The organism is Paenibacillus wenxiniae, assembly GCF_039822605.1.
In the GTDB taxonomy this organism is placed as follows: Bacteria; Bacillota; Bacilli; order Paenibacillales; family Paenibacillaceae; genus Saccharibacillus; species Saccharibacillus wenxiniae.
Window position 1 is genome coordinate 44,755 of the sequence record NZ_JBCGUH010000008.1, and the last position, 22,783, is coordinate 67,537.

A 22,783-nucleotide genomic window follows, 5' to 3' on the forward strand; every position below is an offset into this window, starting at 1 on the left:
TATTCAAAATAGATCTAACAAAATAGATCTAACAAAATAGATCTAACAAATTAGAACTACAATAAAAGAAAGCCAGTTTCTGTATAACAGAAGATGGCTTTCTTTTCAGTGTATACATGAAATTATACGATCGATTAGATTACAAATACTTCACTTTCGAAGTCTTTCTTTTTTCAACTAACAACCTTGTTCTTTCCATCTTTAATTCAATCAAAAATTGTGTGAGTCTCTCATATAATTCTTTCGTATCATGTTCAGCCAAGTTAGCCATTTGCTGAGTAATTAAATGGATTTGACGATCAATTTGTAAGATAGATTGAATCAAAGTATCTATCTGTCGATGACGCTCGCAAACCTCAAGCCGTCTAAACTGCTCTTGCTCTTGTTGAATACGTATCTGCGCTTCCCCGTATTTATGTTTTCGTATCAGCTCACAAATCATATAAATATCGCCAAGCATATTATTACTCATACCGATTCTTTTGATCAGCAAAAAGTCTTTGAATCGCGCCATCTACGACTTTGATATATTCTCGCTTGGTCTGATCATCCATTTGAAGAGTTTGACATGCTTCATATAAGCCTTTTAATATACGCTGAACAGCCTCACTTTTAGCTATGAATGACTGACTTCTTGCTAGTTCCGATTGTACAAAAGCATCTGCTTGTTTTTGCAAAAACTCTCCCTGTTCCCGAATTAACTTTACCGCAGCGTCAGCTTGAACAGCTGTGTTTCGAATTTCAATTAATGAACTTGCCAAATTCAACAAAGCAGGCATAGAATCTAACACTTTTAAAGCAGCTTCCTGCTTCCATGCAGCGTTATCCTGATGTTGAATAACGGTAATATTTTGATCAGAAATAGGTACGACATCAACCGTTTTACCATTACGCCGCTTTTGGGATAGTGGGAATGCTCCATTAGAATTAGGATGGCTGTTATTATTCACTTTTCCCCACTCCTATTATAATTTTTTGATTTAAACAGGCATCAACTTCTACAAGTATTTCTTGCAACTGATCCACATTTATATTCCGCTTATATTCTTGTACAGGTACAATCTCCCGATATGGATCAAAGTAATTTTGTATATTGTTTACATTATATTGTTTTAACTCCACCAGGTCTTTACGCACGATAGCCACAGTTTTCTCTTTCCATGTCTGTAATGCTTTTCTAATTTGTTTCTTTAATATAGATTGCCAGCTCAAAGAATCCACAATATAAAAAATGCCTTCTACAATTACAGCAGCAGCAGTCGCAATGGTTTTAGTTGAAGTCGCTCCGATTTTTTTCAAAAGGGAAGCCAGCGCATTATGCGTATCTCTCGAAAACGTTTTGTTAAACATCTTACCTACCGTTTTCAAACCTTTTTTTGCTGCATTGGCTACTCCAGCACCTGCTCCACCTGCACCGCCAAATTGCTTAAAAAAGATATTTAATCCGTTTCCTGCTGCTCGATGCGCTAGTCGATTGCTAATATTTTCAAATAGTGGCTGAAACGTACTCGATTTTAATTGTATTTTCCGCTCAAACTCTCCAACTGCGGTATTAAGCATAGATTGAAGTTGCTCATCCAAACTTTCCAATTCATCTTGTATCCAATTCGCAATCTGATTTGTTTCAAGTTTGACTTGATGAGGCAGCATATGATTTTGAACAAAACCAACACATTCGTCTTTGCTTACCCATTTATTCACATCCTCCAATTCTGATTCAATGTTAGTTTGAATCCTTTGCATGGAATGGTTAAACATTTTCTCTAGCTGTTTGTCTAATTTATCGAAAACTTCGTTAATTCGTTGTATGGCTGTGGTTTCCGTATTTAGTAAAAGGTGTAGTTCCTGGATCACCTGTTGTTGTTCTGCTGAAGACGTTTGTTCCAACGCAATTTGTTGCTCAATATACCCTTTCATTTCTAATAAAATATCGTCTTCATATGCCAGAAATGCACGTTGTAGAGCTTCTTGACGTTCTTCTCGCTGTAAAATATGTTGAAGATCGGTCCATAATTCAGTTGCATGAGGCAATACCGGTTGTTCCTCTGTATAGCTGCTAGGTACAATATGAATGAGCAACTTTCGATGCAAACAATCTTGCGCATAATTTCGTATTTCTTGAATACGTGCATCATCTTTGTATACACCTTCTGGAACACGGTTAACAACAAGTACAACCTCTGTATCAGCATGAATCAGCTCACCGATATATTGCAAAAAGTCATGATCATTCTGTTTAAACCCAACACGATAAGAAATAACGTAAATAATAACATCGCTGTTAGGAACAAATTCTTTTAAAACGACTTCGTGATGTTCTACTATGCTTCCATAACCAGGTGTATCAAATAGATGCATATGTTGCAATGAATAAGGGAACGCAGGTACAACGATCCGTAAACGTGACAATTCATCATCCGGCTCAATGACAAGTTCTGCAAAAGTATCTTTTACAAGAGGTTCAATAGTGGCATCTTTATTAATCGCATAATACGTTTCATGTTCTAATTGAAGTGTATCATCATGATTATTCATCAGCTCTACGATTGTACCTGTTGTTGGTCGGGCACTCGTTTTAAGTAATTCCTGTCCCAAAAGACCATTAATTAACGTTGTTTTGCCGCTACTTGTTTCTCCTAACATCACGACATAACTTTCAGGAGAAGCGATGCGTTCAGACAAAAAACGAACTAAAATTTGAATAGGTTCATAATCCAGACGTTCAGCAAGGGTACGAATCGTGTGCATCCGTGCATGTATTCTATCCGAAACGATCATATAAGTTGTCCCTCCAGATGATGGATATACGATAAATCCTGTTCCAATTGCTTGCGATATTGTTCATTCTCAGCTTCACTCTTTTGTAGCACCTCATCGTGCATATTCCTGTCATTGCGGAATAGTTCATCTTGAATCTTTTTAAATTGACGTAATTCTTGATCTAACCGCTTAAACAACGTGTCACATGACGTTTCCAGATGAGTTTGGAGCATATGCCGAAAATCGCGTAAGGGTTGCTCCAAATCTTGAAGCGTAAGCTTTTGTCGGAATTCCACAACTTTTTTCTTTGCTTGAATACCTAAAAAAGAAAAAAGAAGCGCGATGCTAGCTCCAGCAACTCCACCAATTACAGTTCCTATAGGTCCTGCTACTAGAGTACCGACTTTCGCTCCAATGTGTAATCCTATTAAACTACCACCAATTGACGTAGTGAGGGGTATTGCTTTTTCAAATTTTAAAGCTTCACTTTTATGAAAGTTGCTACTTTGATCAAACTTTTCATCAAACTTTTGAATCTCCAAATTTTCAATTAAAACAGCTATTTCTTGCTGGATCTCATCTAACTTCAAAGAAAAATCTTCCATTACACTCATCATTAAAGAGTCTCTTATCTCCACAAAAGCACGATTCAACAGCTGCCCGTCTACTACGCCTCCTCCAATGACCCGCCGCATTTCACTACGGAGATTTTCGGTTTGCTGTTGACTAATCGTCTGTGCGTACTCACTCATTAATATACGATGATCATCCATCTTTCTGCTAAAACCATCAATTCGATTCTTATTGCGGCGTGTAGCCTCATAAAACTCTTGTTCTTCCGCTGCATATTTGTCGCGAAGCTCTGCTGTACTTAAACGTAATTCTTGCTGACGTTGTATTACTTTGTCGTGAATCGCTACAAGAAGATAGCGAAGTTGCTCTTTACATTGTTCAATCAGAAGCATTTTCCAATTAGCTGTAATTTCTTCCAGCATAGACCGAAATTCCTGCATACCTGAAGTTTGATAGGCTACCGTATCTTGTTGTAACTTGGCATTTAGCCCTTGATAAATGTTAATAATACGAATACGTTCAGGAGCTTTTATATTGGTTTGCGCCGCAATGTCTTGAATAATTTCCATATTGTGTTCTTCACCGTCAGCTGCTTCTTGCTCGCTCTCATCATTCCAGCGATTTTGAATAAACCAGGCACTGGACAAGCTCGCCCAAGCTTGCTTGAGAAACATGCGTTCAGATCGCGTGATAGGAGGAACAGTACGTAATAAAAAGATTGCCGCTGACAATTTTTTAATATAGTTCATCGTAAGCTCCACATTACGAACGGTCATGCTTCCGACACCTGGCAAATCGACAAAAACAATTTGATTTCTCAATAACTCATCATCTTTGTAAACGACGATATGAGATACTTGTTTCTCATTGCCCGGATTGAAACGCTGATGAACAAATTGTTCCATTCGAGATTTATCGTAAAAACGCTCGATCGTGTCTTTGCCTTCAAAATGAACATGAACTTCTCCATCGTTATGCCGTCCATATCTAATTTCCACCGGAATACATGTCGTCTCATCCGCATCTACAGGCAAAACAATATCATTCATAAATAAAGCATTAAGCAAACTGCTTTTACCTGTTCCTTGAATACCTAATACGGGAATAAGAAATTCTCCATCTTCTAAATGATGTAGTTTGCTTTCCCATACATCTTTATGTTTTTGATTGCTACCCTCCCCATTTGCATAAGGGATGTATGTATCCGCTAAATGAATCAATTCAGATTGCAGAGCAATTTTTTTTAACGACTCCATATTCATATGTATCTCTTCCTTCCACCAAACCATTTTTTAAATAAGGAACGACCATTCCATGCGATATCTGCTTCCACTTTTGTAATCTTTTCCAATAAAAGTTGCTGTGCAGCCAATTGTTGTTGTTGCTGTTCATGCAAAAGTATTATCAATTGTGACATCTGTTCAGATTGCTGAGTCAACTGCATATCCAGGTGATGAGATTGATTTTGTAATTCCTGAACGGTCATTGTTAATGAAGGTATAGGCGCTACTTGTGCTATAAGCTGATCAATGGTCGTTAAGATGGTATGGATGCGTTCATTCAACGGAGTAACTAATGTCTGCCACTGCGTAGTCGCCGCTTGTACTTCCGCATGTATAGAAGGTGCGATATCACCAATGTAGCGTTGCAATTGGCTAAGGTGATGTTGCAGCAGATCAATTTGTTCCTTAATATCTTCATTACTGCGCTGATTGGATTGGGCGTGTTGCTTCAATGTCCGCTGTATCGACTCTATTGGAGTAACAATATCTGTTTTTATTTGTGTAAAAGATTGATAATTTCCAGCCTCTATACGCGATTGCAATTCTTCCATAATCTGACGTGACATCTCATCAACTTCAATTAAAATTGAATCACTCATACTCTATCTTCTCCTTTATTTGGGATAAGCTCTAATCAAGTCTGCACAATGTTTCCAGACAGATTTTTCTCTAACCAGATGGGCAAATGTACGTTGTAAAGTAGCTTGAATCTGGGATTCGACATCAATCGTGCGCTGCTTATGCAAAGATAATTCCGCAAGCAATAACGAATAGATCGGGTTACGATCATTAAGCAAATATAATCCCTGGATACCAGACGGTCCTTCTTTGCTAATCTCTATAAGACTTTGCAGTCCCTCTTCTATATTGTTACCTTCTATAAATTCGGTAAATGACTGGCTAACCCAGTGAATGACTGATTGTTCCGTCAATGGATTGGTATACACCAAGCTTTCTTTAAGTTGCTTGATCGCAGCTCCCTGTTGAATCGTATTGACCAACATATAAATCATATAAGGTTGTTCGTTTAATAAACTAAACAAACGCTTTTCATCATGACTAGTTAATCTGGTTTCGTTCACCACAATATAGTGATGATGATCATGCACAATATTCAGCAATCCATGATTCGTAGCGAATAGCTCCAGTTGATCTGCATGTATAGATCGCTGGAGAAACCGCGTACAAAAATGAATTAAACTTGTCTCATCCCAACCCCAAATTACAGAAATGCGGAATGCAACATCGTTCGCTGTTGTATGACGCTGTGTAAAATCAAATGCGAGAGAAAAGCTATTTATTATCATCTGCTGGCTAAGTGTATATAAAGTAAACGTCGCAGAATCGATAGGGATTACAGTGCGCTTTTCTGTGGCAGACTTCTGATCATCCGATTCATGTATGGAATGATCCTGTATGATCGGCTTCTGCTCAGATTGTTGAATAGCTTTTTCTCTTTTGCTGACTTTCACTTTCTGTAGTTGATTTTCTCGCTCTAGTAGCGTCCGAAGATTATACATAACCGATTGGATATGTTGTGTCTCTTCAACTGACAACGCATCTGAATCAAGAATCTTTTTGCGCCGCTTAATTTCTTGCTCAACTTTTTTTAATTTCACTGTCATTTGCCGCATCCATTGATCTCGAAACGAAGAGAATGATTGGGTAACCTGGTTTCGAGTCATCAGTAATTGCCGACGAAGCATCATATGATCAATGACTTCAATGTCACGTTCTTGCTGCTCATACCCCCATTGATTTTTTCCAAATTTGCTTCCGAACCAGCGAAAAACTTTGTTCACCGCACCTTTTTTTTCAGCTTGGTACGTCTCCTGAACAATTTTTTTATTCACTATAGATGGTGTCGATATGCGTAAGTTACTTAACAACAATTCATTTTTATAATCGTTTTCATTAATATTTAATTGTTGATTCAATTTTGTTATTTGCTTATCATTGCTTCTACTAATTTGAATCAACTGCTGTTCAACATGATCAATATGTTCTTTTAATAATTGAAGCTGTTGATTCGCTTCATGTACTTGCTTTTGACCTAACTTACCGATATCCATAATTGTTCGATTAAATTTTTCTCTTACTTGTTGAATCGTACTAGCTAACAATTCACAAGTTTCCATGTAATTTAATGAAAGTTTTTCTTCTTGCCGTTCATAGATTGCGAAGCGCTCGTATTGTTTTTTCAAATTTAGAGTTGCTTGTTGTAATCCGATTTGCCGTTCATCGTCATCATATATTATTTCTGCAATATGCCGTTTGAGTTGAAGCATTCTTTGTTTCAAGATATCAGGTCGTAGTCGATTCACTTCCTCTTGAAATGAATGGATCAGTTGATCAAATTGAGAGGATTTATACTTTTCCTTATCAGTGGGGAATTGCTTTGCCATCAATGCCTGTTTGGCTGAAACTTGAACAATACTTATTTTATTTTCTAGTCCCTCTTCAACCTGAGCAATGATATTTTGCAAGCGGTTTTTATGTTCCATAGCGACTTCTTCGCGTGTTTTATGAATTATTCCATGCCTACCTTGCTTCGGTTCTACTGAATCAAGCATATTTTGTACAATAATTAGCGGTTTATCGTGATCACGAACCGCTTTTACAATTCGATAAGTCGATTCGTCTGAATTCGCCTTTAGCGTTACGACAAATAGGCAAATATCGATCATAGGTAATAATGTTTCCATCGTTAACATCTCATGATGTTCCAAACCATACGCATCCAACCCTGGGCTATCAATCAATTCGATAACCGAATCAAGTTGAAATTGAGCAGCTTGTAGCTCCACCATTCTCACTGCCTTGTTATTATTCCCATTATGCTTTTCATCGGCGAATGTTTCTAACATTTGTGCTAATTCAGCACCAGCGAGTCGTTCGACATTTCCATTTTGAAAATATACATTCGCTTCATTAACCGTACCTTTTTTACACGTCACCAATATACCTGAACTTGGTCTAACTGCTGTAGGTAGGAGTGACTCACCCATCAATGCATTAAGCAAAGTCGACTTACCGCTACTTGTAACCCCAATTACACCAACACGTATGTAGTGATCTTTCCAACGCTGTTTACGATCTTCCAACCAGTCGATATTACTGCTAAAATATCGTTTTGTTACATCATCTTTTTCCATAACAGATAACAATGCAATAATCAGTTCATTCTCGTTCATGGCAACTCCTGCAATAACGTAGTAAATAGCCCTAGTTCTAACATTCCAATCAAGGAAAGAACACAATTTTTACCTAATTAAGTTGTTTACTCCATTTTAACTATTATTATAAATAAAGCTACATAAAATATTTTCATTGAACTGTTTCCCATCAGATGATTTAGAACAGCCGATCAAAATATCTGATGGGACGTAATATTTGCTAGCTATTACTGTATAAACTTACACTTCAGATAACTATATATTTATAATTTTTTCGTCACGACCATCAAATGTGTAAAATTACCGCCCAATCTGTTCTCCACTTCTGTCCGCCCGATTGGATAACCGGTTATAGTGGTCTGGTCGCCCACTTTGATGGAACCGCTAGGAACGAGTGAAAAAAACTCAACGATCGTACCGTCTGTCGATTCTATAACAATATCGGATTGTATACCCATTTGAGCGGTATCACTGCTAGGTGGATAATCTTCAACTACAGCTACCTGTCCTGTAAATGTGAGTGCTTTGCCATAATAGTTCCACGGTGTTTTCAATACTTGCTCTGCATCGGCATGTGTGCCTTTTGGTAACTGCTCCATCGCTTGTAGCATGGAAACTGCTAGTTGTAAATTGCCATTACTCATCATATCAGGATCACTTTTGTTCCACTCTGGCTGCGAGAACGCTTCGTCAGCTGGTTTCTCTACTGGTTCCGTAGCGGTAGTCGATGGAACGGTTTGTGTAGGCTGCTGCATCTCTTTAGCAGCGGTCTGATGGTTAGCGTCCGTGTCAGTTGCCGTGACAGCAGTTTGCGTTTCCTTCGTTTGGCCTGCCGAAGCATCGGTTGTTTTGTTGTTGTCAGTGGTACGTTGTGTTACAGGTTTTTGATCATGTGCCGCTTCATTTGTGCGCTGTTCCGTTTCCTGTGCAAATATGCCGATGAGCAGCATACTTGCCAGCACGCCTATACCATATATAGCAAGCACTTTGCGCCTTGTTTTTACGATGCTTTTGCTCCACCATAATACGAGTGTCGGTTTTAGCAAACCTACCGGCAGCGCCAACAAACAACCGATTAATAAAAACCCAAAAATGATACTCATGTTATAACCGCCCTTCTGAATTTGACTCTCTGTCTTTCGCAGCGACTCATCGTGATTACGAAAGTGTACTTTTCATAGCAACACGTTAAATATCGCTACAAAAGTTCATTCATTTACGCCTATACTCCATCAACTTTTGGATCAATTGAAAAATTTGAGCGTAAATCGTTTGTTCGGTAAGTGGACACCGTTTCAACTCCTCTGCCATCCATTCTGGAATATTGTCTATGTTTCCAGCTTCATCTAGTTGCTTGTCCTTACATTGGCTATCGAGCAAGTATCCCAGTTCGACTTCTAATGCGTATGCCAGTTTCTTAACAATCTTCAAGCCGGGCGATGTTCTTAGCCCACGCTCAATCTGCCCAAGATACGAAATGTCAAGCTCCGCTTTTTCGGCTAATTGTTCCTGTGTCCAGCCCTTTGTTTCTCGAATGCGCCTAATGTTTTCTCCCAGTTCCATACTTTTCGGCTTACAACCTCCTTGTTTCTGTATTTACTTCTTATCATTTCTTATCTTAGAATAAGAAGTAATTTTTACCCACAGACTATACTCCAGATCATCATGACGATCGTCACGATGATGACCATCGCAATGGCTTGTGCCTATTGTAACTACCTGTTAAAGCATCTCTTGCTCAAACAACTTGCTTCTGAAAAGAGGTGAATGGAGCTTTTTAGCGCATAAAATAAGCGATTTTATTTTCTGGTTCACAATTTGGACACTTTTTTCAAAATCCCAGCTATTCTATGTAGTGTATTTTTTATATTTTGTTCACATTTATAGATCATCCTATTGGTAAATAAAAGCTCAATATCAGAAAGAGGAGACAACTTATTATGGGGAAACCTAAATCGTTAAGACGTTTCATTCGCTGGACATGCGGATTTGAATTTGATTTTCGGTTCATTCATGAAGGGTGGACGGTTGATCATATGATGTCAGCCATCGATACAGGTCATTTGTTGCGAAATGCGTGTGTATTTTTGGAACTAGACATTGAACAGACAGAACAAGCAATCAAACGCTATGCGTTACGGCAATGCATTGTGGAACGCTCGCGTTTAACCGTCCGAGAGCAACAACTTATGGCGATGTATTATGATCATACGATTCTGGGTCATACGCTAGGTGAACTGTTGGAGAAGGTTTCTTTTTGTGAACCAGAGGCATGGCTACAATGTTTTGAGAATCCACTCATCTTGCTGCAAAGCTCTGATCAATCGATCTGGAATCGCTTGCCGCCTTTTGCCTCCTCCTTAACTTTAAATAATAAACGTACCATTATTCATGATCTGTTTGGTTCATTTGCGCTTGAATTCCATCCAGGTCTTGCTAGCGAGCATGTAGACTCCCAGTGGAACGAGGCTGCCTGGAATCCATATAGTCATCGCTATGGTGCAAGCATGCGCATGTTTAAAGGCTCCATCCATTCCAAACGATGGACTCAACCCCATCCGAACGATATTGCTGAAAATGATAGACGCAATCGACTTCAGCAACAGGCGTTATTGTTTAACAGTCTTCTTCGTACAATTCCTTCCAGCGAACCGTTGGATGTAGAAGTAGAGCTAGATGCGTTTGAAGCCGAGCTAAATACCGCTTATATTGAATATGCAGTCACACGTTTTATACAAGCTGGATTGCACACCGAGCCGTATACGACTACTGAAGGAAAAGGGAAGCAAAAAGCACTCATCAGCTTAGCAGCTTTGTTTACAATGGTGAATAGTGCTGATATTCGACAATTACTTTTACATAATTTAATTCCAGAAGCACACTCAGGCAGATTACCTTTTAATGATGTGAATTATCAGATGGAAAATGAACCTCTTTATGAGGAGAACGATGAGGTCGCTGCTTTTGAACGGGGAATACTGGATTTGGAATATGCCAAAGATGGGCGTCCCGCCCTATATTTGATCGTTATTTTCATTGCGGAATTTGCATTACGCTCTTTTCTGCGTACTTCATTACAAGACGCGACTGTATTGTTTTACACAGCGGCTGTACTAGACGAGAATAATAAGTATGAAGAACCGTTAGATGCTAATGAAGCGTTAGAGTTAAAGAAGCTCAAACAGAAACTAATTCCAATAGCGATGTGGCAAAATGATTTGAAAACGCAACCTATGTATGCGACAGAGATGTATGATCATTTGCGTCATCTGAAAGAAACCGATTCCGACTCTGAATCGTTATTTTATAAAATGTACAAAGCAGTTTATACATGTAAACACCGTTATACGAAAAGCTCGCAATTTCGCATGGCTAAAAAGCAACTTCTGCTTCGTGGCCGTCATCGTAACGGTTTTGATGCCACCAAATTAATTACCTTTACTGATGAATTTGACTACGCCTTTAAGCAATTGATGCGTTTGAAGCCTGAGGATATGAATGTGGTTGATATTGAAAAGATGATCGAGGATGATTTTTAGTCACTCATTCATTATGAGGTTTATTAAATCACTATAATGATCAAACAAAAGTACAAAACTAAACGGATTGCTCGTCCTGAAGACAGGCAATCCGTTTAATGATTTCAAGCTAATTAACGTTGTACATATTGTGCAATAGATGTAAATAATTGGAATAAACTCTATATAAGATAATACAGGTTCATTCGTACTGATCATCTTAATCTAACGTTCGTTTACACAATCGTTGCGTGAACTTCCTTGTGCGCTTCCATCACGACTTTATTCGCATCATCTACAAACACAACCGTTGGACGATGTTCTTTTGCTTCCGCATTGTCCAGTACCGCATACGAGATAATAATGACGTTATCCCCTGGCTGTACGAGCCGAGCCGCAGCTCCGTTCAGGCAGATCACACCGCTTCCGCGTGGGCCTGTAATCACATATGTTTCCAGACGAGCGCCATTGTTATTGTTGACGATCTGCACTTTCTCATTTTCCAGCAGATCAGCGGCATCCATCAGATCCTCGTCGATCGTAATGCTACCTACGTAGTTCAGGTTAGCTTCGGTTACCGTCGCGCGGTGAATTTTCGATTTCATCATCGTTCTAAACATGCAGGGCAACCCCTTTCTTTTATATGATCCTTATTGCATTTATTTACTACCCGTGCCTGTACGCATTCCAATTTCGTGTAGTTATTAACATTCCATCTGCTCCATACATTAGCATTGTAGATGCTCATTCCAGCGTATCGATTATGCCTTAAAATCCATTTCGCATCTCGCTACGACCATCGATAATCAGGCATGTACAACGGTCTGCGGCGTCAGCGATGGCTCGAAGATCGTATTGTCGATCAGGCGCGTTTTACCAAATTTCACAGCCAGCGCTACGATCACTTCGGATGAAAGTTCGCGTAGTACCACATCGTCTTCGAGCGACTCCAATTGCGGGAACGTCATGATCTCCGCATAATCAATAATTGCAATCGATGAAGTACCGATCTCAGTGCGCAGCATATTGCGTACATCACCCGCAGTGAGTGCCGGCTGCTCCATCATGCGCTGCTTGACCATTTCCAAAGACCGAGATAACACAAGCGCTTGCGAACGTTCTTCAGCGGACAGGTACACATTACGCGAGCTTAATGCCAGTCCGTCTGCTTCACGCACGATCGGGCAAGCGACAATGTCGATATCCATATTCAAATCGATCACCATTTGCTTAATGACCGCGACCTGCTGTGCATCTTTTGCGCCAAAAAAGGCAGCGTCTGGCTTTACAATATTGAACAGCTTCGTCACAACAGTAGATACACCGTCAAAGTGACCCGGACGTGAAGCGCCGCATAGTGTATCGGTCAGCTCCGCGACCGTCACATGTGTTTTCGTTGGAGTGGGATACATATCTTCGACCGCTGGCATAAATACGATATCGACCCCTTCGCGCTCGGCCAGTGCCAAGTCGCGCTGTTCATCACGTGGATAGCGTTCAAAGTCTTCGTTCGGTCCAAATTGAATCGGATTGACGAAAATGCTAATGACTACGATATCGCTCGTCTGCTTGGCGCGGCGCATCAGGCTCGCATGACCGTCATGCAAAAAGCCCATCGTTGGCACCAGACCAACCGTTGCCTCCCCTCCAGCTTGACTGTGCTGCTGACGAAGCTGTTTGATCCATTGTCTGACTTCAGCAATGTTGCGTGCGACCTTCACGATAAATTCTCCACCTTCCGTTGTTGTCCATACAGTGAATCGAGTGCTTTTTCATCCGGATTAAATACGTGCTGCTCCGCTGGAAAGGCGCGTGTCTTCACTTCATTTACATATTGTTCTAACGCCGTGCGAATCGTTGTACCGATGTCGGCGTATGTTTTTACAAATCGTTTCTCACGATAATTATCGGTATATTGAACCACATCATGGAATACGAGTACCTGACCGTCACAGCCGCGACCAGCTCCGATGCCGATCGTTGGAATGGACAGCTCTCCGGTAATGCGCGCAGCGGTATCTTCGGTTACTAGCTCCAACACGACGCCAAATGCGCCAGCTGCTTCCAGTGCTTTGGCATCATCCAGCAAACGCTGTGCATCCTGCTGATCTTTGCCCTGAATGCGATAACCGCCAATCTGATGCACCGACTGTGGTGTCAGACCGATATGCGCCAGTACAGGTACACCTGCACGTGTAATCGCAGCTACCGTATCGGCAATTTCAGCGCCACCTTCCAGCTTCACCGCATGTGCATGTCCTTCCTGCATAATGCGCTTCACTGTACGCAGTGTCTCGTCCAGACTTCCGTGATAGGTCATAAAAGGCAAATCCGCGACAATAAAAGTCGATTGGGCACCACGCGCAACAGCGCGGGAATGGTACACGATATCGTCGACCGTAACCGGAATGGTGGAATCATAGCCCAGCACAACATTGCCAAGTGAATCCCCGATCAGCAGCATATCGATACCAGCTTCTTCAGCCAGACGTGCTGTCGGATAATCATACGCGGTTACCATTGTGAGCGGATTGCGCTCAGATTTCATTTTTTTCATTTTGACAATATTCAGCGGCGTTTTGGCTGCCATGTGACATCAAGCTCCTTTGTATTCAATATTGTTTTTGGACAAAATAAAAAACCTTTTCGTCTCATACGAAAAAGGTCCAGAGTCCAAAAAAGAGTCACTTTGCGATCATCTCTCCTGTCTCGGTCCTGTAACGGCTCAGAGCAGAATTGAATGGTGCCAACACCTCGCTTCATCAGCGTATCTTGTGGTCGATACGAATCATTATTAGGTAGGGCAGGGTTACCGGACGTATGGAGTTCACACTCCAGCCTGTCCAGCATAGTCGGACTGGATCTACATATCAGCGAGAGGAGTCGCAGACTGCTCTCTGTCGCCTATGATCATGCGTAGCAGATAGGGAGGATTCGGCTCCAGAGGATGCCGTTCTCTTGTCTGCGTCTATGCTGCATAGGTTGCTGTTCGCCCATTACGGTCAGATTGCGAATATGAGCCGTTCATACGGTCTATTCCATCATCTGCCAGGCGTCGTAACATATTCAGTCGAACGGTGCTTGCCTGCCAGCTCACACCAATATAACATGATAAAGTACGGCTCGGTCATGCCGATACCGTCTTCCAGCATAGTATAGCAGAGTGTATTCAAAATTACACTCATTTTGCCATAAAAAATATAGCTGTTTACGAATAGTGTGAATAACCCATTGAATCACTCGGAATTGTCCGATATTAATGAGCAAATGAACGAGCAGAATGTAGCTACTTACGCTCAAACAGGCTGCTGTACCTGTAGCGCTCTGTTATCGACTACACGACTGTACAGCAACCTGCTTAGTTCATTAGTTAGAAATCACAATACGCCCTTTAAAATGCAAAACTTGTCATCGTTATTTATCGTACTTTGTACTTTTACCTTCTGTTGCTGTACTTGCAATCACTGGATTTTCTGAATCATCTGACCCTTCCTGCTTCTGCACAGTCAGCTTACCAAGTAGGTTGTTCATTTTTCGCTATTCGCTATTCGTAATTCGTAATTCGTAATTCGTAATTCGTAATTCGTAATTCGTAATTCGTCCTAAATTAAACACAAAAGTTAATTAGACTGCTACATAAAATGTATAATTCCATTTAAAAACCAACTTCGCCTGAGTATACAGGAACAATACTGCCATCCGGCTGCTCCAATAGCAGCTCACCGTTTTCACCGAGTCCCCGGGCAATACCTACCATCGTGCTTTGGACTGTTTTTACCGTGACCGCTTTCCCGATCGCCAGCGCTGAAGCTTCCCACAACGCTGCAATTGGAGCAAAACCTTCGCGATTGTACAGACTATACAGCGATTCCAGCTCACTGATCACAGCAGCAACAACCGCTGTACGATCAACCGGCTCGCCGCGTTCAATCCGTAACGAAGTCGCCAGCGGCCTTACTTCCTCTGGCAGATCGTCCAATGCCACATTCACATCAATCCCGAATCCGCCCAGTGCATAACGTACACGACCGTCTTCGGCAGCTGATTCTACCAGAATACCGCATACTTTGCGACTTCCGATCAACAGATCATTCGGCCATTTGATACCGATATCCAGTCCGCTCACACTGCGCAGCGCCCGGCAAATAGCTACGGCGGCAAGTAATGTTAACTGCGATGTATATTGTAAAGGTTGCTGGGGTCGCAATACAATCGTCATCCATACGCCGCGGCCGGCAGGTGAATGAAACGTTCTGCCCTGACGACCGCGTCCAGCCGTTTGCTGCTCCGCAATGACCAGCGTTCCTTCCGGTGCTCCATTCTCCGCCAGCTCGCGCGCCTTATCCTGCGTAGAACCAATCGTGTCCAGCAGATGCAGCGGTTGTCCCCATGAGGTGAGCTTACTCAGTTGTAAACGAAGCGATACTCCGTCAAATCGATCGGGAAAGCGCACGATTCGATAGCCGCGGCGTGTAACCGAATCGAACTCATACCCTTGCTCCTTCAACCGATTAATGCCCTTCCATACCGCAGTACGGCTCACAGACAGACGGCGGCTAATTTCCTCACCGGAAATGTACTCGCCTGGGCGCTCGGTCAATAGCTCCAGCAATTGTTCATCACGCATCTGTCTCCCCTCCTGTCTCCGCATGTGTACGTGCATATTGCAGCACCGTATGACGCTCATTACTTAATTGTCCACTTGCCACCGCCAGCAAGAGCTGCTGCATCAGCTTGCCCAGCCACGGACCTCCACGTGTATCCAGTGCAGACAACACGTCCTGACCGTTCACACACAGATCCGCCAGACTGTACGCATACATTTGATCGATCCATGCAGGCGCTTGTTCATACAGTTGACGAAGCACATGTGTACGATCCTGTTCCGGCAAAGCAGGATACAGCTGGCGCCAGAGTGCTGCCGTATCCTGTCCATAGTGGATTACACCCGAGATTAACGTCAACCGCGCGCTGTTGCTGTCGGTCTGCATATCGTTGTTAGTCTGCTGACCGTTGTTCCTGTTGGTCTGCTCATCATCATTGATTTGCTGATCGTTATTTGTATCTGTGGTGTCTGTAATAGCCACAGTTAGCAGCTGCTGGTGCAAACGTAATAAGCGAACGACACGATCGACAGCCGCATTGGAAAATGTCCATTGTTTGAGCGCCTGCCGTGCTGCCTCATCATTAAAACCAAGCGCCAGCATAATGAGCGTCCAGCGCAGCACCCACGGTTCGCCTGCTACCCTTTCGAGACGCTCCAGTAGTTCTGGTCTTGCTACAGGACAAGGTACATGTACTTTCATCGAACCGACCAGTTCACTCTTCTGAAGCAAATGAATACCTTTCACCGGATGCGGTCCAGCGATCATTTTCTCCATTTCCACGCGAATACGCTCGGTTGCAATATAGCGGATCAGCTCGCGCCGCTCCACCAGTGCCGCCCATGTGTCTGCTTCCAATTCAAAATCAAATACCGATGCAAAACGCAAACCGCGCACCATCCGCAACGCATCTTCATCAAAGCGCTCGCCCGGTACACCGACACAGCGAATGATACCCTTTTGCAAATCGTCTCGTCCATGAAACGGATCGACATACTCGCCATCCAGTCCACGTGCAATCGCATTCATCGTAAAATCGCGCCGACGCAAATCTTCGTACAGATCGCTAACAAATTCGACCTGCTCGGGACGACGATGATCGACATACTGTCCTTCTGTACGATATGTCGTCAATTCAAAATGCTCGCCCTCTAAAATGACCGTCACCGTACCATGAGCTATACCGGTTGGAACGGTATGCTCAAACAGCTCCAGCACCTGTTCTGGCGTTGCGTTAGTGGCGATGTCCATATCGTTAATCGGTCTACCCATCAACTCATCGCGTACACAGCCACCGACAAAATAACCTTCATATCCGTGGTCAGCGAGACGGCGGAGCAGGGACATGCCCCGTTCCGCCGTGTGCGCTTCCACCCATTTCCATTGCATCATATCGTCTACTCAACCCCGCACCGGTGAAGGGGTTGGCATCGGCCGTCCCAGCACCCGGTAGTAAATTTGTTCGTACTTTTCCATCATCGTATCATTGCCAAACTCCTGCGTGGCACGTGTGATGCAATTTTGACGCATTTGCTCCATCAGCGCTGGATTGGTCAGTAGCTGAATCGCATGTTGCGCCATATCCTCGGTATCGCCAATCGATGACAGATAGCCTGTTTCACCATGTACGATTAGCTCTGGAATCCCTCCTGTACGCGAGCCAATCGTCGGTACTCCACATGCCATCGCTTCAAGCGCAACCAGACCGAAGCTTTCTTTTTCCGATGGTAACATAAGAATATCCGCCATCGAGATCACCTGTGGAATATCATCCTGTTTACCGAGAAAATGTACGCGTTCCGTCAAGCCAAGTTCCTGAATGCGCCACTGTATTTTGGGCAAATCTGGCCCTTCCCCCACAAACACAAGTCGGGATGGCACTTCACTGTTAATACGAGCAAATGCTTCGACCACATCGCCCACACGCTTGACTGGACGGAAATTGGAAATATGCATAATGATCCGATCATCGCCAAATCCAAAATCATCACAAAGTTGCTGAATTTCGCGTGGATAATACACACGCTTGTCGACAAAATTATACGTCAGGTCAATATCGCGTGTAATATCTAGCAACTCGCGTGTCTCCCGAATCAAATCGCGTGATACGGCAGTAACCGCATCACTTTCGTTGATTGCCAGGCGAATCAGATCTTTAAGCGATTCATCTTGAGCGAGCACGGTAATATCGGTGCCGTGCAATGTGGTGACGACTTTCAGATGCTCCCCGACCATCTGCTTCGCCAGAAAAGCGCAGACTGCGTGCGGAACCGCATAATGGACATGCAGTACGTCCAGTTGCTGCATTTTGGCAACCTGTGCCATTTTGTTGGCAAGTGTCAGGTCATACGGTGGATATTTAAAGACATAATAGTCATTGACTTCCACTTCGTGGTAAAAAATATTTTTATGAAAAGTTCCCAGGCGAAAAGGTACGCTATGCGAAATAAAGTGAACTTCATGCCCTTTTTCAGCAAGCAGCTTGCCAAGTTCGGTAGCCACGACGCCCGATCCGCCAAGTGAAGGATAACAAGTGATGCCTATTTTAAGCATCGTGTCCATAAGGGCAATCTCCCTTTCATTTTGAGTGTGGGTATTGTTTTCCATGTGGTGCTGGGATGGTGCTTTTTATGAGATGCTATCGTGCATTTGCATTTATAGTACGTTTATATTGCATTTCATTCGATCAAATGCGTTTTATTATGGTTTGAAAAAGATTGTTTGATAATTTACTTTAAAGCATGTGGTCTTGCTTGCAGATTGCTTGATAAAGCGTACACCACTCTGGCAAGGAATAAGGGAACGGACTCAGTGGAGCCGCGGGAATCTTTTAGATTAGGAAGGAATGAAGATTCCCGCCCCTCCAAAATCGTCCTTTTCCCTTATTTCCTTCCCTCCGTTCTGTACTGCTTACATACAAATTTGACGTGCACCCATACACATATACATATACATATACATATACATATACATCATGTTTATATAGCAACGTTTCTATAAAAATCCTTCTATACACATATTCACTTCTTATGTGCACTAATTGCTTTTATGCCAGTCGATCCTTTTAAAAGGAACTAAACCCCAAAATCCTCTACAATACTTGCATCATGAAGATGTAGGAGCGGAATAATAATTCCCTAAGGAGACCTGGCTGGATAGCATTCTAATTACTTTTGTGGATCAATTTATTACTTTACAGATTTAGCGCAGCATCGCTGCTATTTTGTTTTCACTTCGTGTTTGTACTAAGCATCTTTATAACAACATCTCCGCTACGAAAGGGGTCTTGGTGACGAAGCCTTCGGCGTAGGGGATGAGGTTGCGTTGGCCGGCGATGGCGTCACGGTAGCGGACGCGGTCGACGTAGCCCTGGGTTAGTGGTGTAGCGACTGCGTCGTTGCCGGGTGCTAGGCCGAATTGGGATGCGTAGCAGGATAAAGCAGCGACTTTGCGTTCGTATTGAGCGGTTACATCGACGAGCACGCTTGCAGGTGCGGTGTCGTTGATGAAGTAATAATATACTTGCTCTACTTGTACGGGCGCGAGTTCTGGCATGTAGCGGCGTAGTTTGGCATTAAATACCGCCTCTTCGACTAAGCGGCTGCACCATGTGTGATCAGGATGACGGTCTTCCCAGTAGGGTGCAAATACGATACGTGGAGCACAGCGGCGAATTTCTGCTGTAATCGCTGCCAGCTGTTCGGCGTTGCGCTCCAGTCCACGATCCGGTAAGCCGAGATTACTGCGGTAGGACAGGCCCAGCACATCAGCTGCCGCAGCGGCTTCTTGTTGACGCAGCTCGACCGTACCATTGGAAGACATTTCTGCATATGTTAGGTCACAGATGCCGACTCGAAGGCCGGCAGAGGTGTGCTTGATGATCGTTCCAGCCATACCGATCTCCGCATCGTCGGCATGAGCACCGAAAATAAGGATATCTAGCTTTGTACTCATTTTAGTTCCTCTCCAGCAGGCTTGTACTTATGGGCAAGCTCACGCCAGGCAAAATCGCCCCGATCCAGTGCTTTAACGAGAATTTCCGCAGTTGCGATATTGGTAGCAACCGGAATCCCCTGCACATCGCAAATACGCAGTAAAGCGGTAATGTCCGGCTCGTGCGGCTGCGCCATCAGCGGATCACGCAGGAAAATGATCAGATCCAGCTCATTTTGCGCAACTAATGCACCGATCTGCTGGTCGCCACCGAGTGGGCCGGACATAAAACGATGAATATCCAGCTTCGTTTGCGCCATAATGCGCTGTCCGGTCGTTCCGGTCGAATATAGTTTATGACCGTGAAATACGTGCTCATAGGCAGTCACAAAGTTAACCATTTCATCTTTTTTGCGGTCGTGCGCGACAAAAGCTATCTGGAACATGGCAATCTCCCCTAATCCTATAGTCTATATCGATGATACTGATATCGTATTAATCAACAAAGCGTTCAAATCCGTATACCATACCGGTATATTCCATTACCTTTTGCACGCCGATCTTCACGCCTGGCATATAGCCAGCACGTTCATAGGAATCATGACGAATTTTGAGCGACTGTCCAAAGGCGCCAAAAATAACTTCCTGCTGAGCAAACACGCCTGGCAAACGCACGCTGTGAATACGGAAACCATCAAATTCGCCACCTCGCGAGCCGGCAATCGTTTCTTTTTCATTCGGATTGCCTTGCTTGAACGACTTCCGTACTTCGCGTACCATTTCAGCCGTCTTCACCGCCGTACCTGAAGGCGCATCCAGCTTGTGGTCACCATGCGTTTCGATGATTTCCAGATGTGGAAAATGCTTCGCCGCTTGAGCGGCAAAACGCATCATCAGAATGACACCGATCGAGAAGTTAGGCGCGATCAAGCCGCCAATGCCAGCGTCTTTACACAAATGATCCAGTTCATCAATCTGCTCTGGTGTATAACCGGTCGTGCCCATCACCGGACGAACGCCATGTTGAATAGCCAGACGTGCATGTTCATAAGCAAATTCCGGCGTTGTAAAATCAACCAGTACATCAGCCTGCACTGATGTCAGCGCTTCTTCTAAACTGGACACGAGCGCAATCCCGGCTGTTTGCATACCAACCAGCTCACCTGCATCGCGTCCAGCATCGGAACGACCAATCGCAGCTGCCAGTTCCAGTTGCTCATCACCCAGTACCAGCTTCACGACTTCACGGCCCATACGTCCGCCTGCTCCTGCTACAATGACTTTAATCTGTTCGCTCATATTATTCTCCTTTATCCCCTTGCTCGGATTCATTGGAACTGCTGTCCTCGATCCGTGTCCAGCGATCTTTATCACGTGTATTAAATTTATGCATAACCTTATTATGCGCTTCGGTCAGATCGATCCCGAGCGAATTCGCAAAACAGATCGTAATGAACAAAATATCGCCCAGCTCCAGCTCGATCGAGTTGTCAGCTTCATCATTCTTTTTCGGCTTCTCCCCATACGAATGATTCACTTCACGCGCCAATTCGCCCACTTCTTCGGACATGCGTGCCAGCATCGCCAGCGGTGAGAAGTAGCCTTCCTTGAATTGTGAAATGTAAGCATCAACTTCTTTTTGCATCGTTACGAGCGTTTTCTCTGTCATTTGTATTCCCTCCATCCACCAAATTCATCAAGTGACCCCAGGCGATCCATAGCATAAAAAAAGCGATTGCTGTATACATATGCAGCCCAGTCATTGCAGGCTTTTCCTGCCCTATTGCCGAATGCGTGACTTCCTCCTATAGTTAGGATGGAGTGGTCATCGACGGACAAAATGATGATTGCCTTCTAGCCTATAAAAGTGCAACCCCATAGTTCCGTATCCTTCCATTCGTGCAAGTTATCATTACCATGTTATCCTAAAGCGATTTTGAAAACAAATGCTTTTTTGTTCATAATGACATACTCATTCCTGGCGATCACATTTATGGAGGTTTTCGTTTATGGTACATCCGTTCTTAAAGCAGCTTCGCGTTATTTTACCGATTATATGTGGTGCCGCCATTTATGCATTTGGCTTGCTTTACTTTATTATCCCGAACAAGCTTATGGAAGGTGGCGTAACTGGGATAACCATTTTGCTCAATTATTCATTTGGGCTGGCGCCTGCCTTATCGACACTGTTATTGAATATTCCACTGTTTTTGATCGGGCTGAAAATGCTCGGCTGGCGCAGAATGATCTATACGGGTGTCGGCATCGGCTCGTTATCGTTCTTCCTCTGGCTATTTGAATGGCTGATTAAGCAGGGCTGGATCACCCCGTTTCAAACCGAGCACGACTATATTTTGGCTGTGCTGTATGCAGGTGTGACGCTCGGAATCGGGCTTGGCATTGTGTTTCGATTCGGGGGCACAACGGGAGGCTCGGATATTATTGCGACGATTTTGAATCGTAGCTTTGGCTGGAGTATCGGTCAGGTCATGCTTGGACTCGATATTGCGATCATCGGCGCCTCGCTCTTTTTTATTTCAAAAGAGCTGGTGTTGTATACGCTAGTGACCGTGTTTATCGCGACGAAGATTATTGATTTTATTCAGGAAGGCGCGTATTCCGGTAAAGCTTTTACGATTATTAGCGATCATGCGGATAAAATCGCGGCGCAGATTATGAAAGAGATGGATCGCGGGGTCACGCTCATTCCTGCGATTGGCGCCTATTCCGGACAGGCGAAACAGATGGCCTACTGTGTTGTGGCGCGGCAGGAAATTCGCCGTATCCATATGATCGTGAAGGCGATTGATCCGCGGGCGTTTGTAATTATTAATGAAGTGAATGATGTGCATGGTGAAGGGTTTCGTGAGGAGCAGTCGCATTAAGTTATTTTTTTGAAATAAATTCACCAATATTCTCTTCTCCTAATTAATGAA

Annotated in this window: 21 protein-coding genes; 2 read left to right on the forward strand and 19 right to left on the reverse strand. The window is 43.4% G+C overall.

Features of this window, described 5'->3' with window-relative positions; translation table 11 throughout:
* Window positions 1-139: 139 nt before the first annotated feature.
* The 8 genes from AAHF22_RS15315 to AAHF22_RS15350 all read right to left on the reverse strand — a co-directional run bounded on the left by AAHF22_RS15315 (window position 140) and on the right by AAHF22_RS15350 (window position 9,355).
* Window positions 140-460 carry a hypothetical protein gene (locus tag AAHF22_RS15315; protein ID WP_347325902.1) on the reverse strand — a complete coding sequence of 107 codons (321 nt, stop codon included), beginning with the start codon at window positions 458-460 and terminating at the stop codon, window positions 140-142.
* Between the two features lie 4 nt (window positions 461-464).
* The gene (locus AAHF22_RS15320; RefSeq protein WP_347325903.1) at window positions 465-950 is read right to left on the reverse strand and encodes a hypothetical protein; all 486 of its coding nucleotides are present in this window, start codon (window positions 948-950) and stop codon (window positions 465-467) included.
* The gene (locus AAHF22_RS15325; RefSeq protein WP_347325904.1) at window positions 943-2,778 is read right to left on the reverse strand and encodes a dynamin family protein; all 1,836 of its coding nucleotides are present in this window, start codon (window positions 2,776-2,778) and stop codon (window positions 943-945) included. The genes AAHF22_RS15320 and AAHF22_RS15325 overlap by 8 nt, the downstream gene beginning before the upstream one ends.
* Window positions 2,775-4,595 (reverse strand): dynamin family protein, encoded by a 1,821-nt coding sequence (locus AAHF22_RS15330; RefSeq protein ID WP_347325905.1) that lies wholly within the window; start codon window positions 4,593-4,595, stop codon window positions 2,775-2,777. The genes AAHF22_RS15325 and AAHF22_RS15330 overlap by 4 nt, the downstream gene beginning before the upstream one ends.
* Window positions 4,592-5,215, reverse strand: a complete 624-nt coding sequence (locus tag AAHF22_RS15335; protein WP_347325906.1) for a hypothetical protein — start codon at window positions 5,213-5,215, stop codon at window positions 4,592-4,594. Before AAHF22_RS15335 ends, AAHF22_RS15330 begins: the two co-directional genes overlap by 4 nt.
* 15 nt (window positions 5,216-5,230) lie before the next feature.
* Complete coding sequence (locus tag AAHF22_RS15340; RefSeq protein WP_347325907.1) at window positions 5,231-7,810, reverse strand: dynamin family protein; 2,580 nt, start codon at window positions 7,808-7,810, stop codon at window positions 5,231-5,233.
* Between the two features lie 245 nt (window positions 7,811-8,055).
* Entirely contained in the window at window positions 8,056-8,895 is an 840-nt protein-coding gene (locus AAHF22_RS15345) for a hypothetical protein (protein ID WP_347325908.1), read from the reverse strand.
* Window positions 8,896-9,004: 109 nt separating this feature from the next.
* On the reverse strand, window positions 9,005-9,355 hold the full coding sequence (locus AAHF22_RS15350; protein ID WP_347325909.1) for a helix-turn-helix domain-containing protein: 351 nt from the start codon (window positions 9,353-9,355) through the stop codon (window positions 9,005-9,007).
* 377 nt (window positions 9,356-9,732) lie between these two features.
* Here AAHF22_RS15350 and AAHF22_RS15355 point away from each other — a divergent pair, with 377 nt between their 5' ends.
* Complete coding sequence (locus tag AAHF22_RS15355; RefSeq protein ID WP_347325910.1) at window positions 9,733-11,331, forward strand: hypothetical protein; 1,599 nt, start codon at window positions 9,733-9,735, stop codon at window positions 11,329-11,331.
* 215 nt (window positions 11,332-11,546) lie between these two features.
* Here AAHF22_RS15355 and panD read toward each other — a convergent pair whose 3' ends face one another.
* From panD to AAHF22_RS15410, 11 genes are all read right to left on the reverse strand, one after another.
* Window positions 11,547-11,930 carry an aspartate 1-decarboxylase gene (gene panD, locus AAHF22_RS15360; protein ID WP_347325911.1) on the reverse strand — a complete coding sequence of 128 codons (384 nt, stop codon included), beginning with the start codon at window positions 11,928-11,930 and terminating at the stop codon, window positions 11,547-11,549.
* 186 nt (window positions 11,931-12,116) lie between these two features.
* Complete coding sequence (panC, locus tag AAHF22_RS15365; RefSeq protein ID WP_347325912.1) at window positions 12,117-13,031, reverse strand: pantoate--beta-alanine ligase; 915 nt, start codon at window positions 13,029-13,031, stop codon at window positions 12,117-12,119.
* Window positions 13,028-13,900, reverse strand: coding sequence for a 3-methyl-2-oxobutanoate hydroxymethyltransferase (gene panB, locus AAHF22_RS15370; RefSeq protein WP_347325913.1), 873 nt, complete (start codon window positions 13,898-13,900; stop codon window positions 13,028-13,030). Before panB ends, panC begins: the two co-directional genes overlap by 4 nt.
* A 451-nt stretch (window positions 13,901-14,351) precedes the next feature.
* Window positions 14,352-14,483, reverse strand: a complete 132-nt coding sequence (locus AAHF22_RS15375) for a hypothetical protein (protein WP_347325914.1) — start codon at window positions 14,481-14,483, stop codon at window positions 14,352-14,354.
* A gap of 482 nt (window positions 14,484-14,965) precedes the next feature.
* Complete coding sequence (locus AAHF22_RS15380; protein ID WP_347325915.1) at window positions 14,966-15,937, reverse strand: biotin--[acetyl-CoA-carboxylase] ligase; 972 nt, start codon at window positions 15,935-15,937, stop codon at window positions 14,966-14,968.
* Window positions 15,930-17,306, reverse strand: a complete 1,377-nt coding sequence (locus AAHF22_RS15385) for a CCA tRNA nucleotidyltransferase (protein WP_347325916.1) — start codon at window positions 17,304-17,306, stop codon at window positions 15,930-15,932. The genes AAHF22_RS15380 and AAHF22_RS15385 overlap by 8 nt, the downstream gene beginning before the upstream one ends.
* A 9-nt stretch (window positions 17,307-17,315) precedes the next feature.
* Window positions 17,316-18,476, reverse strand: a complete 1,161-nt coding sequence (gene bshA, locus AAHF22_RS15390; protein ID WP_347325917.1) for an N-acetyl-alpha-D-glucosaminyl L-malate synthase BshA — start codon at window positions 18,474-18,476, stop codon at window positions 17,316-17,318.
* Window positions 18,477-19,169: 693 nt separating this feature from the next.
* Complete coding sequence (gene bshB1, locus AAHF22_RS15395) at window positions 19,170-19,868, reverse strand: bacillithiol biosynthesis deacetylase BshB1 (protein WP_347325918.1); 699 nt, start codon at window positions 19,866-19,868, stop codon at window positions 19,170-19,172.
* Window positions 19,865-20,293, reverse strand: coding sequence for a methylglyoxal synthase (locus AAHF22_RS15400; RefSeq protein WP_188775440.1), 429 nt, complete (start codon window positions 20,291-20,293; stop codon window positions 19,865-19,867). The genes bshB1 and AAHF22_RS15400 overlap by 4 nt, the downstream gene beginning before the upstream one ends.
* Window positions 20,294-20,342: 49 nt before the next feature.
* On the reverse strand, window positions 20,343-21,146 hold the full coding sequence (gene dapB / locus AAHF22_RS15405) for a 4-hydroxy-tetrahydrodipicolinate reductase (protein ID WP_347325919.1): 804 nt from the start codon (window positions 21,144-21,146) through the stop codon (window positions 20,343-20,345).
* A 1-nt stretch (window position 21,147) separates the two neighbouring features.
* The gene (locus AAHF22_RS15410) at window positions 21,148-21,516 is read right to left on the reverse strand and encodes a nucleotide pyrophosphohydrolase (RefSeq protein WP_347325920.1); all 369 of its coding nucleotides are present in this window, start codon (window positions 21,514-21,516) and stop codon (window positions 21,148-21,150) included.
* A 340-nt stretch (window positions 21,517-21,856) separates the two neighbouring features.
* On the opposite strand from AAHF22_RS15410, the gene AAHF22_RS15415 reads away from it, so the two are divergent.
* Window positions 21,857-22,732, forward strand: coding sequence for a YitT family protein (locus AAHF22_RS15415; RefSeq protein WP_347325921.1), 876 nt, complete (start codon window positions 21,857-21,859; stop codon window positions 22,730-22,732).
* The last annotated feature ends 51 nt before the right edge of the window (window positions 22,733-22,783 follow it).